We start from the raw sequence: 14,033 nt of genomic DNA on the forward strand, positions 1-14,033 counted from the left end.
GATCGAATTCAGCCAAAAAGGGAAGAACTCAGATATGGCGACGGATGGATCAGATTCTTTCGGTCCTTTTCATTCATTTTCAAGGATTCACACCTGTTTTCGTTACATCATTGGCATTCGGTGCTTGGCCTGTGCTATGTTAACTTTAATATCCATATTAGATTAAGGAGGAACACTATTACATGAATCCCTTAGGGCAGCCTTTGCTACTCAAGGCTAACTTCAAGCGGCTGGGGTTGCTTGCGGCGATTGGCCTGATTCTATTTTTTGTATTTCAGATCTTTCCTGCTACCTCATCACAAACGACAGAGATTTCGTCCACGTCCTTCATAACCAAGGAGCAGGCGAAGCAATCCGCACGATCATTCGCAGCTTCTGTGAATGACTATAAACTGCCAAATGATGACGGAAAAACGCTGGTAACCTACCAGACACATTCGGATATCTACGGGTATATGGCCAAAACCAAACAACTTGATACCTATAACCAGAAATGGGAAACAAGCTATCCATACGATGTATTCCGCGTTCGTTTGCCTGATCAAGACAAAGGCGGATATCTTAATGTTGACGTACATATGAAAACAGGAAAAGTCGTCGGCTTCAAACGGGAACTGCCTTCTTCACTCTATACCGCCATTGAGGCGGAGCAGGTTAGTGGACGAGTGACCACATCGCAAGTACTTGCTGAAGGCAATATATCTCTGGACGAGAAACAACAGCTCGCGGCTGGCGTTCTGACCGAATTCGGTTATGAAGTGCCGGCACTTCAACTGGAGACTCGCGATGGTGAAGCGGGACTGAAGTATGTGGATTCTGAAAAAGCCATTGGAGACTCTAAGCTTGAATTGAATTTTACGTTTGAAGAGGGTGCGGTACGATCCTTCGATCCTGGCTTCTCGGTCCCTGAATCCCATACCGATTATGTGAAAGCTCAGACGCGTCAAGCCAACTGGATGACCTATGGCGGCTATGCGTTCCTGACCCTTGTTCTGGGCGTGCTGGCAATCATCTATAGCATTCTGACCCGAACACATACGTCTTTCAAACGCGGGATCATTCTCTCGGTGGTGTATTTCGCAGCTTCGGTGATTGGCACGCTGAACATGATTCCTCTGCTCCAGGCACAGGGATTCTCCAACTTCATGTTAGCGTTCCTGATGTTATTTCAGATAGGCATTACTCTGGTCATGAGTGCAACCATCTATCTATCCCTCGTTGCCGGTGACGGCATGTGGCGTAAAATCGGTCTGAACCCTTGGCCTCGTGCCAAAGAACCGGGATACGGAAAATATGTACTTCACAGTATGTATGCTGGTTACCTGTGGGCATTCATTCTACTGGGTGTGCAATCCATCCTGTTCTTCATACTAGAGCGAAGCATTGGCACATGGTCAACGACGTCAGCAGATCAATCTACATTTAATATGAGCTACGCATGGATCTTCCCGATTATGGCCTGGATGGCCGGTATTGGTGAAGAAGCCGTCTATCGACTGTTCGGCATTCGTATGATGCAGAAGATTGTGCGTAATACGTTTATCGCATGTCTGATCCCAACCATCATCTGGGCACTTGGACATACATTGTATCCGATCTATCCAGTAATCACCCGTCCCATTGAGCTGATGGTGATTGGATTGCTGTTTAGTCTGATCATGCTGCGTCACGGCTTCATTGCCGTTGTATTCGCTCATGTGATCTTCGACAGCTTGCTGATGGGACTCAGCTTGGTATTTATGGGCGATGCCCTGAATATGGCTGCCGGACTCTTCTGGATTGTACTGCCGGCCATCGTTGGATATATGGTCTACAAATTCAATCCAAAACAAAAAGAGAAGCCGTATGTTACGACTCCTCATCACGAAGTGCTGCAATAATCTGATTTGCCAACTTGTCACCAATAGATAGAGGCCGGAAGTCTTCGACGCTGGCCTCTTTTATTTTGCGCAAAGAGCCAAAATGCTTCAACAGCAGCTTACGCCGCTTCTCTCCAATACCCGGAATGGCATCCAAACGTGATGTCACCATTGATTTTCCACGCTGTTCCCGGTGGAACGAGATCGCAAAACGGTGGACCTCTTCCTGTATCCGCTGCAACAGGTAGAATTCCTGACTATCCCGAGGCAGGGAGATGACTTCCGGTGGATTACCGATCATCAACTGTGAAGTCTTATGCTTCGCATCCTTCACCAGACCACATACCGGAATAAACAGCCCCAGCTCATTTTCCAAAATATCGACCGCAGCCGAAATCTGTCCTTTACCACCATCGACCACAATCAGGTCAGGCTGGGTCAGGTTTTCTTTTAATACCCGTTCGTAACGGCGACGGATGACCTCTCTCATCGTTTCATAATCATCCGGCCCTTCAACCGAACGGACCTTGTACTTCCGATATTCCTTCTTATCTGGTTTACCATCGGTAAATACAATCATGGCAGATACCGGGTTTGTACCCTGAATATTCGAGTTATCAAACGCTTCAATACGGTGAAGCTGATCCAATCCAATAAAACGTCCCAGTCCTTCGGCAGCTTTGGATGTACGTTCTTCATTTCGCTCAATCAAACGGAACTTCTCTTCCAATGCCACTCGTGCGTTATCCACGGCCATCGTGATCATCTGGCGTTTCAATCCACGTTGCGGGATGAGCACTTTGATCTCCAACCACTCCTGTAAAGCAGCAGCAACCTGAGTTGGATCTTCCAGTCCTGATGGAAGCTTTTCAGTTGAAGCAGTTGTATCCGTTATTGGAGCATCCTCTTGCATAGTATCAGGTTGTTCACCTTCTGCCTCAGCGGAACCTCCGTAAGCTGCACGAGCCTCAGCAACCATTGGTTGGGGAGCGTTACTGTGCTCTACAGGTCCCGTCCGATCGAACTCTAGCGTAACTGCGGCAGGCACCGATCCATCAGTATCAGATACTGTATCCAAACTGTCGTTATCCGTTGCAAGATCCTTGGGCATTTCCGGTAACAAAATTTCTTGTGGCAATGCCGGATTATCGCTGTAATACTGTGTTACGTAAGACATGAAATCACTGTACGCCTCACCGTAAAACGGGAAGGTGGAGACATGGCGTTCGATCATTTTACCCTGACGCATATATAGAATCTGGACACACATCCAGCCTTTATCAATGGCAAAACCAAATACATCACGGTCTCTGGCATCGGCCATCGTAATTTTCTGTTTTTCCATCATCGCATCGATGGCGATTACCTGGTCGCGCAGTTCCTTGGCACGTTCAAAATAAAGATCCTCCGCAGCCTCTTGCATCTTACGCTGCAAATCCTTCTTGATCTCTTCGTGACCACCGCTCAGAAATGAACCAATCTCTTGGGAAATCTGGTCGTACTGCTCCTTCTCCACTTCCTTCACACAAGGGGCAAGACACTGTCCCATATGATAATACAGGCACACTTCTTTGGGCATTACACCACATTTGCGCAGTGGATACATCCGGTCGAGCAATTTTTTCGTTTGGTGTGCCGCATACGAGTTCGGATAAGGTCCGAAGTATTTGGCTTTATCTTTCAGCACACGCCGGGTTACTTCCAGCCGGGGGTGCCTTTCATTTGTAATTTTAAGATATGGGAATGTCTTGTCATCTTTGAGCAACACGTTATAACGCGGCATATGTTTTTTGATCAAGTTACATTCCAGAATGAGTGCTTCCATGTTACTGCCCGTCACAATATATTCGAAATCACGGATTTCGGACACCAGACGCTGGGTCTTTCCGTTATGACTGCCGATAAAATAAGAGCGTACGCGATTCTTCAGCACTTTAGCCTTACCTACATAGATAATGGTGCCTTCACTGTTCTTCATCAGGTAACATCCAGACATGTCTGGCAGCAAAGCGAGTTTGTGACGAATCTGCTCCAATGCCTTCTCCTGATCCTGCAAATCATTCATGAATTGATCCATAATTCTGTGAATCCTCCTTCCCGAAAAAGCTGAAATCCTCACGTTACATGAAATACTCCGACGACAGAATGACCTTTTGATCGCTGTAATACAAGAATTTTGATACCTTTTTATCAGTTAAACTAAAGATAATTCACACGAACACTACGATAACAGAACAACCTTCCAATCGCTGTTATCCCCAGATTTTTTTGATTCCCCTTTTTAAGGGGAAAATCCGGTGATAGCCTATGCTTCCGATGCAGCTTTCTTTCAGAAAGCTTTTAGGCGAACGCTTCGCTTTTTCAGGTTTTTTCTGTTCTCTCCGCTATTGTGTGAGTAATTAGTGCAATACATATTAAAAGTGAAACTCGGATAAAAATTGCAACGGCTATGCTTCTACAGTTCATTTCTGTCTTCTTCGTTAAACATGTAAATTTCCAGTTTCATTTTATATAAATAGTATACTTTATATTGTCCTATATAAAGGTATTCGACGCAAAACGCCCCCGGCATGTAAACCGGAGGCGTATGTGTAAGCCTGTAAATTATTGGTGTTTTGCGATAATTCCTTTGAGCGCATCTTTCGAGTTCAGACCAACCACTTTATCTACCGGTTGACCGTCTTTGAAGAAGATCAAAGTTGGAATGCTCATTACGCCAAAGCGGGAAGCTGATTCCGGATTTTCATCCACGTTAACTTTAGCAATTTTCACTGCATCGCCAACTTCTGTGGACAGCTCTTCCAGGATTGGAGCGAGCATTTTACAAGGACCACACCAAGGCGCCCAGAAATCAACAAGAACCGTTCCTTCGCCTTCTACTTCAGCGTTGAAGGATTGATCGGATACGTTAACAATAGCCATGAAATTGTCCTCCTTATATATACTTACGGTTTATTTTAACCTGTAACGTCGTGAACGACACTTCCAGTATAACACAGGTACGTCAAACTTGTGAATTGAACGCTGTAATGTTCATCTTCCCAACATCAAATCTTCACAATTACAGGATGTGGGATACTAACTGCAAAATCTTTACAAACGCTTTCTTTTCCAAGTATACTAAAATTACTCCGGGTTTCAGCCCCCATACGGGCAAGCTGTTTCCCCATAAGGAGGCAATAACATGGATGCAAATGTGCGGATCAACGACCCGCGTGAACATGTGAACGAGGAACCCCGCAACGATCTATTTGATCTGATCGCGGGTGTTGCCGGCATGGCCGGTCTGATGACAGTGATCTTTTTCGGTATGGTTATCTTCAAATTCCTCACTGAATAGGATGCTTCCAGGCTCACGCAGGACCAAAAAAGCCCGGTTTTCGCAACAATGCGAAAGCCAGGCTTTTTTTGGGACTACTTTAGCTTTTGATTGCAATCAGCTCAGCTTCTAAATCGTAAACTCCACCGATAATTTGAAGATTAGCCTTGTCCAGAACCATTTCGTTCAATTAGATCGGTTCAACGTTTGCCGCGCTGATTCTCACCCCGAACGGAGATAACATCCACGAATGGACGAATCCGGTCCATGAGACGCTGGCCTTTATTCATTTCCTCGCCGTCCCGGTTGGTAAAGCTAAGGTGTTTCTCAAGCCCATCCAGATTGTAATTGGACGTATAGAACGTAGGTTTACGATTCATCCGATAGTTCAGAATGGACCCCATCACATGATCCCGAACCCAAGGGTTCAGATTCTCTGCCCCGATATCATCAAAGATAAGCAGATCACAACTTTTCAAAATATCCGTCATTTCCTTCAGCTTCTGCCCTTCACTGATCATGGATTTCAGATCCTCCACAAAATCAGGCATATAAATAATGACACCCGTGTGGCCTGCAACCGCCAGTTCATGCAGCAGATAACACATCAGAAACGTCTTGCCTGTCCCGAATGTTCCTTCCAGAAACAGTCCTTGCGGAGATAATCCATTCTCCTTGGTCTCGCTAATATAACGAAGCACCTGATTTACTGCCGGAGCACGCATCCGATCCTTGCCCATAATCTCTACATCGTTGTATCCGGCACTGAGCGCACGCTCGTCCACATAGAAACTGCGAATTCGTTGCTTAATGATATGTTCATTTTGCCGGGCGATATGTTTGGAACAAGGTGCTTTTATATCTATGATTTCGGGTTTACCGTTAAAATGTTCTACTTCCAGTTTGCAAAAGTGGCCCTGAAAATCGTTAGGACAGTTGTCGAGTCCCGGACAATTCGCACAGTTCTTAGAGTCTTTAGCGTACTGAAACAGCTTGCTCAGATCGGTCATGAGCTGTGCATCTTGCAGTTCAGGATGACCTGCGCGGAATTCACGTACGTACGGATTTTCCATCAATTCCGCCGCAATCCGCCGCGATTGCTCACGAAAGGCAGGGTTCAGCTGCTGAAGCAGTCCTCCCAAGGATTCCATGGCTTCAAGCCCCCTTAATGTTTCAATATAGAATGAACAATGAAGTGTACCCCTGACCATCTTGATGGCATAGGAACTTTCGATCATTTGCAATTCTACTGTTCATTCTATAGAAAAACAACCAATAACTCAACTCATAGATCTGGTAAATAGCGTAACCCTTCCGCCACCGTACGTAATGCCTAGTTTAGAGCATACTTGCAGTTCTGTACCTTTTACTGTGTGTTCAAAAGTCTGTTTTTCGGCTCTTCAAACAACTTTTATCAGCGGCGCAAGCCGACAGTAACGATCTCGCATGAACCTGTCTGTATGTTCCATTCCTTGCTGGCAAATGATAATGTTGATGCCTCTTCTATGCTGTTGAGATGAAGTATTTCGCCCTCTTCCTCCAGTATGTTGCTCTTGTACGCCGTTTCGAATGACTGTGCATTCGCTTGCGAAGCAGCAAGCTTCAACGTGGCAGAGTCGGTGGTCATATTGAACCAGCGTAGCATGACATCGCCGGAATCCTCATTTACCTTGAGTGAGGAAAATGCTAAACCGTCTCCTTGCCATGCAAACGGTGTGTTGTTAGGTGTCAGATAACCCGTGTGTACTTCGGTTTGTGCCAGCGTCCAAGGAACCTGGAACTGATAGGCCTCGATATATGCACCTGACGCTGCACCATTGCCATCATGCGGAATGATCTCGATCTGAAATGTATGTTCACCAAGGCATTGTGCTTCAGGTGTCGGGAACAAACCCCAGTCTCCGAGTTCGCCTACAGCACGAAGCAGCGTAACCGCGATGGTGTTGCGACCATCCTGAAGGACTTCATATTCATTCAGGCCCAGATTGGCAACGACCAATCCGGCGTCCTTTTCACTCACATCCACAAAATTCTGTTGATGCTGTGTATTGCTTGGATTTTGCCACTCCGGTGCAGGCTTGTTATCACGCGTTGCAATTTCGAACATGGAATCCACATGATGAACAGCAGATACAAGATCCGTTGGGAAAAGAGCACGCACCCGATGATCCTTCGCCTGATTGTTGAAGGTTGTTTCCATTTGTACTCCTTTTCCATTACAACTCAGTGATATCACTGTACGAATCTGGAGCGGAATCATTTTAGTTGAACGCTGGGCTTTGCGATGTGGATAATAAATCAGTTCTCGCTGTTCCTGATCCAGCATCTCATCCGCAGACTCCGGTATTTCCCAATGATGAATCACTTCGAACGAGGCAGAGTACGATGTATCCTCAAGGATTCGAATCTCAGCCTGAAGTGCTTCAGTTGTCCGTGCCACTTCGTTCTCTGGCTGCTTGAACATGTATTCATTACCGATATCACCCACATTTTCGTACACGCCAAGGTCCTTATAAGTCCGGCCTGTTCGTTTGTCTGTGATTGTGAATGAACCGTTGTCTGCAATCGTGACGATCATATATTGATTTTCCATACCACGTTCACCACGCAACAGCGTAGTCGTTTTCGACGGAGTACCACTCTTAGCATCATCCGCAACGTTGACCAATGCATAGGTTTTCAGGCCAAATGCAGCTACATTCTCTGTTTCAAAACGAATACGAACGCGCCGACAGCTATACGGTTGGCGGAAGCGATCATCCGGCAGATCATAGCCGAATTGCAGACCCAGATCCTCCACCGTACATGGAATGTGGTTACCATTTTCATCTACAAGTACGCGGTCTGACAGGTCAACGGCTTTCATCTGCGTCGCCATCTCTTCCAACGTATGTCCATCCCGGAAATACAACCGAGCCGCGTCCAGTTCCATCTGAACTACACCGCTGCGTTCCCAACCCGTTGTATTAAATACCACAACAGGTCGAGCCTGCTCGCCGTAACGCTCAAATATGGAGGTATCGACAGCTGTAGTAATCTGGCTGGTGCTCTCTTCAATTAAAGCCTCTGCTACATGACGGCTCTTATCAAACCGTGTCACCATCTCGCGATGCACCTCGTCCACACTGCATCCACAGATGCTGTCATGCGGGTGATTCTGCATCAGCGTTTTCCAGGCATAGGTCAGTTGATCATGTGGATAGGCATGCCCAAGCAGATAGGCATAGGTTGCCAGGGGTTCAGCCACTTTTTCCAGGATCGTCTGGCCCAGCTGGTTCATCTGTTTCAGATACACACGAGCCGAAGCCGTGTTCACCAGAGTTCCCCAGCCATCGGTACGCTGGCTGCGCAGTTCGCCTTTGACCGTGGACAGTTCATGTTCAGACGATGCTCTCAAAGCTTCCAGATAATCCGGAAAGTTCGAGTGAATGAACTCGATATCGGGATACAATTGTTCAGCCATGCGAATAGCTTCTGGCAGGTCTCGCTGAATCGGTTGGTGATCACATCCGTTCATGTACAGCAGCTCATTGGTTGATGCATATTTCTCGGCATCTGCAAGCTTGGTTTCCCAGAACTTGCGGGCCGATTCCTCACCTACTGGAACTTCATTTCCGTTGGAGTACCAGTTGGCAAACAATACGCCGAGCACTTTCGATCCGTCTGGTCCTTCCCACATCAGCTCCGAGAAGCTTGATTCATATCCGGCATCCGATACCGTATTATTAAATCCCGTAGGCTTCACACCACGCCCAAAGAATACATTATCAATGCCTGATTGTTGCATCAGCTGCGGAGTCTGCCCAACCAATCCAAATGTATCGGGAAAGTAACCAATCTTCGAAGGGGTTCCATGACGCTTGGCGTCCTTATGTCCAACCTGCATGTTGCGCACATTGGCTTCTCCACTCGTCAGAAACGCATCCTGCAAGATGTACCATGGTCCAATCACAATCCGTCCATTGCGGATATGCTTCTCCAGTCGTTCCTTCTGCTCCGGGCGAACCTGAAGATAGTCATCGATGATAATCGTTTGTCCATCCAAATAAAAGCTTTTATAGTCTGATCCTTCATCCAGCTGATCCAACAGTGAATCGACGAGCTGAACAAGACGCATATGATGCTTCTCATACGGCAAGTACCATTCCCGATCCCAGTGGGTATGCGAAATAATATGTGCTCTCTTTTTCTTGGTCATCGTGTGATCCCACCTCTTTCATCTTGTTGTACAATCTCAACCTCATCAGGGCGATACACCGCAGTCAACTTTCCGGAAGCATCTGTGGCAAACAGCACCGAACGATTTTTTTCCAGTTGGAACGCATACGATAGACCTGTACGTTGATCTCTCACGTGAACCTCATGGTTCAAGGCAAACTCCGATACGAATACATAGAGATTTCCTCTTGGAAAACTCAGCTTCCGCCCGTAGATTCCTGCGACATCCCCGCCAGATATCCATTCCAACTCCTGTTCGATGCCAGCAATCTCAGTGGCGTAACGATACAATTCAGCGAGTGGTTCATCCCGTCCGTTTAACTCGAGCGGCAGCGGGGTCCAGATTAATTTCCCTTTGCCCAAAGGCAGAACGTGTACTTCATCTGGTGTACCAATATCGCCATGAAGCAACGTCTCCTTCGCCACCTCGGCGATACGTCGCCGTCCATAGGTCACTCGGTGATTCACTCCATTAATATTCAGCAATTCCTCCCGCTGCACGTTACCCAGACTGCGTTTGCCTACAATATGATCTGCCCGGTCAGTTGCCTTCCAGTATGCATCCAGCCCCAGCGGTCCAGTGATGAGCAGACTTGTGCCTTCCTTCTCTGTAAACGTGAGCAATTGATGCAGTGCATCGCTGTCCATATTATGCGGACTCGGCACGATAATCAGCTTAGGTGGCTGCTGCTCCAACGCTTCCAGATGATATTCGGATAACGCACGGAATGGCAATTTCAGATCATAGGACATCACGCGAGTAAGCTTTATTGTGGCATCATAGGCCAGGGCACGGTTGGAGAAGTCATTGGAATACGGGAACACCACTGCAATATCCTCCAGCTCGCGGTCTTCAAAGAGATCACGAATGCCATGCATGAATCGGCCAAAATCATAAGACACATCCGCCTCTGGCTTCTCCGTACCATCTGCACGAAGGGCTCCGATATGAGACTCATTGGCGTTATCCATATAAAAGTTGGTGTTCCAGATCCATTGCATCGCTCCTGCGCCGCCTGTCGAGAAAGCATACGCGTACTTGCGTTCGAGAATGCCACGAAGCTCTTCTTCCGTACGTTTGGCTCGCCCATCCGGGGTTTCCACATACATGATGCCCGTCTCCTGAATGAGATTTGGTTTGTTTGGCGTTTTAGCGAAAATGCCGTCCCAGATCAGATCATCGTTTAACCACCAGGAATGCACGGTTGTATAATCCACTTCACGTTCATAGAAGAACGGTGACGGACGCTGCGCACCAAGCGCTTCGTCCTGCCCAACGGTAACGAGATGATCGGGAACTATATCTTTGATTGTACTTACAAGCTCTCCAGCCCATATATTGTGCATTTCCATGGAGAAAAGACAATAATCAAGCCAGCGCGTTCCTTTTTTGGCCTTGTGCATGTCCTGTACATCAAAATTAATCTCTTCTGGCTCAGGGATGACCGCGGCTGCAAAGTTCGGAAGCTGCTTCGGTGACATGTTCCATGCCTCCTGCAACGCTTCAATCGTCTGATGCCGCTGCTCAAGCCAAGTGATATAAGCCTGCTGTTCATATGAATCCCTTGCCGAGCGTGGGCCAGCCGAGAAGATGCGCATCGGATCAAACATGGATGGCTCGTTAATCAGATCCCAGTCCACATGGGTTGTATGCGTGTGACGACTGACGATGCTGCGGATGAAACGTTTCTGTGCTTCGACACTCTGCGGGTCCAAATACGGATTCGTGCCTTCCCATGTCTCCGGTGTAAAGGAGAAGAAGGTGAACGTGACCTGTAAGCCATGCCGTTTCGCCGTTAAAATAAATGCATCAATGGCACGAAGCACATCCTCTGCCATATGTCCGTCCACCTGCATCATGTTGCGATAGGCGGTCCAGATTCCCGTCCGAATCCAGTTAATACCGGCTTTCGCCATCTGAGCCATATCTCGATCCCAAACATCAGCGTTCGGCAAAAACAGAAATTTCCGTGCCACATCGGAGGTCATGTAGGTCATGCCCACAACAGGCAGAGGACGTCCGTCTTTTACAAAATAGTCTCTGCTGCGGGTAATCACTTCCCCTTCTGCCAGCAATGCTGCATCCTGTCCCCAGAAGCCTTGACGCAAGGTTCGAACTTCTCCATCAGGTGCCTGCGCTTGGCATATGATCCGATACAGCCCACTTTCAATGGAAACCGGGAGAAGTATACGTTCGAAACGCTGCTCACCGGAAAGTTCCATCTCCAGTCGATGGCTCCATACCTTCTCCGTCGTGCCACTTGTGCGATCTTCATGCTCCACTGTTATGTCGAATGCCCACAGCTCGGATTCGGTAAGTCTATTGCCTGCTCGCTGTAAAATCTGGACTTGAAGTGTGAGTACAGCCCGTTCATCTGGCTCATACGAAGCATAATTCGTTTTCAGGGATAACTCAGTTACACCTTGCGCACAGAATTGCGCCCACTTCACAATCTCAGCAGCGCCATCCTGCGTCCAGAATGAGGTGGTCAGTGGTAAATGCACAAACATCCAGCGTGAACCAACGAAAGTCCCGCGGGAGTTTTCCCACAGAACGACCGGAGCGGCGATGCTGCGTCCGTCCTTACTCATGCCACAAAGTAATGGGTAAATCTGCGTACTCATCGGGCCGGATGAACCCATCTGATGAGGCAGATCACTTGTTTTGGTTGTATGTGGAACCAGATTCCATGTATCTGCCTTCTCAAACAGCCCCTCTTTCCCAGTGAGAAGCGGGAGCTGTTCGGATGAAGTGTAGGATTGTACGCCAGCAGAAGATACGTTCAACGCCTCATGAATATAGAGTTCCTGATGATACGCGGTCTGCTCGGACTCTACAACCCAAGCCCCATTCTCATATCGAACCGGACGTTTGAAGGGTGCGCCCCCCACACTGATCAGGCTTCCGCCCTGATGCAAGTAAGCTGCAATCTCCGTCCAGGCGGACTTGGGAAAATAGGGTGCATGCAGATTGACCAGACATCCTTCACCTGCTGTAGTCTTCAAAGTCTCTGCGAGTTCTTCGGCGTTTACAACGGTGATCTCTTCGACTGCTTTCCATGTATTCAGGGCCTCCTGAGTTGGAGAAGCACCTTCCATTGGAAACGCAGGATCAGCGAAGATAATCAGCTTTTTATCATTAGGTTGGATACTCATAACAGGCCATCCTTCATGGATTTATAGACCAACTGGGAGAACAGGCTGTTGGACCATGCAAACCATTTTCGTGTAAAAATCGTCGGATCATCAGCGTGGAAGCCTTCATGCATATAACCTGTATCCGCATCCGTCGCTTCAAGCATGCGAATAATCTCCAGTTTCTCCTCGGCAGACTGCGCAGTCAGTCCCTGCATGGATAAGCCCATATGCCAGATATAATCTGGTGGTGTGTGCGGGCTACCGATTCCTTTGGCAACCTTGCCCTCATAATAGAACGGGTTCTCTTTGCTCAGGGCAAAACGGCGCGTATTCTGGTAGATCGGATCATCCGCTGTGACGTAACCCAGATATGGAATGGACATGAGTCCTGGTGTACCCGCATCGTCCATGAGACAGTGGTTGCCATAACCGTCCGTCTCGTACGCATAGATCGGTCCAAATTCGGGATGACGATAAATCCCGTACAGCTGAATGCCGTGATCTACGTCCTGCTCCAGATCCTTCAATTCCTGCAAAAGTTCCATATCCCGGAACACCCACTCGGCAAACTCCTGCATTTGGCGCAGAGCTACAACCGCGAACATGTTGCCAGGGATATTGTAGTGGAAATCACACGCATCATCACTGGAACGGAAACCGGACCAGATCATACCCGTGTAGTTGACTGGCATGCCTTTTCCGTGATTGCGCAGGGAATCTGTTGGGATACCGTTATTGCGAGTGAAGCGATATGGAGATTGTTCCATGTGATGCTGTTCGACTTTGAACAGGTCCACAATTTTACGCATCGCTGCTTTGAAGCTTGAATCAAAAATGTCGGTCAGCTCGGTTTCCTTCCAATATAAATAAGCCAAACGTACAACAAAACATAATGAGTCAATCTCAAATTTGCGTTCCCACACCCAAGGCGACATCTCGGTCTCGTCCGTGGTATTCCAGTGCCAGTCATTCGCCGTCTCATTGAAGGCATTGGCATAGGGATCGATGTGAACATATTGGATATGACGTTTGATCAGCCCACCAATGATGCGTTGCAGGTCCTCGTCTTCTTTTGCAAACGGAATGTAATGTACTACCTGCTCCACGGAATCACGCAGCCAGGAAGCCGGAATATCTCCTGTGATAACAAAAGTCGTACCGTCCTCCATCAACTTGGTTGTTGTTTCGATAGTGTTGGGGAAGCAGTTTTTGAATAATTGAAGCAGTTTTGGTCGGTGAGCCAGTTTCTGTTCTGCTTCTTCGAGCACAGCCTGAATGGATTGTGGCAAAGCAACAGGTGGCATGGGTATTTTGGGTAATCTGAACTGTTCCATGGATGAGTGCAACTCCTTAAACAAATTGAATGGTGTAGCTATACAGGATGAAACAAAAAATTTACACGGGACCACTGCGCGGTCAGAAATATCCTCCGATCGCTGTTATCCCCAGATTTTTTTGATTCCCTTTTCTAAAGGGTAAAATCTGGGGATAAAGGCGAA

8 protein-coding genes are annotated in these 14,033 nt (G+C 47.6%); 2 read left to right on the top strand and 6 right to left on the bottom strand.

Going from position 1 to position 14,033, the window contains the following annotated elements; genetic code table 11:
- The first annotated feature begins 182 nt into the window (after positions 1–182).
- Positions 183–1,880, top strand: a complete 1,698-nt coding sequence (locus BS614_RS28135; protein WP_074096340.1) for a CPBP family intramembrane glutamic endopeptidase — start codon at positions 183–185, stop codon at positions 1,878–1,880.
- On the opposite strand, the gene uvrC is transcribed toward BS614_RS28135, so the two are convergent.
- Together uvrC and trxA are read right to left on the bottom strand one after the other, a co-directional pair.
- Positions 1,849–3,936 (bottom strand): excinuclease ABC subunit UvrC, encoded by a 2,088-nt coding sequence (gene uvrC / locus BS614_RS28140; protein WP_074096341.1) that lies wholly within the window; start codon positions 3,934–3,936, stop codon positions 1,849–1,851. The two genes, BS614_RS28135 and uvrC, sit on opposite strands and share 32 nt — an antisense overlap.
- Positions 3,937–4,463: 527 nt before the next feature.
- Positions 4,464–4,781 carry a thioredoxin gene (trxA, locus tag BS614_RS28145; RefSeq protein ID WP_017692451.1) on the bottom strand — a complete coding sequence of 106 codons (318 nt, stop codon included), beginning with the start codon at positions 4,779–4,781 and terminating at the stop codon, positions 4,464–4,466.
- Positions 4,782–5,043: 262 nt separating this feature from the next.
- On the opposite strand from trxA, the gene BS614_RS31670 reads away from it, so the two are divergent.
- On the top strand, positions 5,044–5,199 hold the full coding sequence (locus tag BS614_RS31670) for a YqzM family protein (RefSeq protein WP_143781130.1): 156 nt from the start codon (positions 5,044–5,046) through the stop codon (positions 5,197–5,199).
- Between the two features lie 179 nt (positions 5,200–5,378).
- Here BS614_RS31670 and dnaI read toward each other — a convergent pair whose 3' ends face one another.
- From dnaI to BS614_RS28165, 4 genes are all read right to left on the bottom strand, one after another.
- Positions 5,379–6,329, bottom strand: a complete 951-nt coding sequence (gene dnaI, locus BS614_RS28150) for a primosomal protein DnaI (RefSeq protein ID WP_036605787.1) — start codon at positions 6,327–6,329, stop codon at positions 5,379–5,381.
- Positions 6,330–6,592: 263 nt separating this feature from the next.
- Positions 6,593–9,376, bottom strand: coding sequence for an alpha-mannosidase (locus BS614_RS28155; protein WP_074096342.1), 2,784 nt, complete (start codon positions 9,374–9,376; stop codon positions 6,593–6,595).
- Positions 9,373–12,552 (bottom strand): beta-galactosidase, encoded by a 3,180-nt coding sequence (locus BS614_RS28160; RefSeq protein ID WP_074096343.1) that lies wholly within the window; start codon positions 12,550–12,552, stop codon positions 9,373–9,375. Before BS614_RS28160 ends, BS614_RS28155 begins: the two co-directional genes overlap by 4 nt.
- Positions 12,549–13,868 (bottom strand): glycoside hydrolase family 125 protein, encoded by a 1,320-nt coding sequence (locus BS614_RS28165; RefSeq protein ID WP_074096344.1) that lies wholly within the window; start codon positions 13,866–13,868, stop codon positions 12,549–12,551. Before BS614_RS28165 ends, BS614_RS28160 begins: the two co-directional genes overlap by 4 nt.
- Between the last annotated feature and the right edge of the window lie 165 nt (positions 13,869–14,033).

This window comes from Paenibacillus xylanexedens (genome assembly GCF_001908275.1).
Classification (GTDB): Bacteria; Bacillota; Bacilli; order Paenibacillales; family Paenibacillaceae; genus Paenibacillus; species Paenibacillus xylanexedens_A.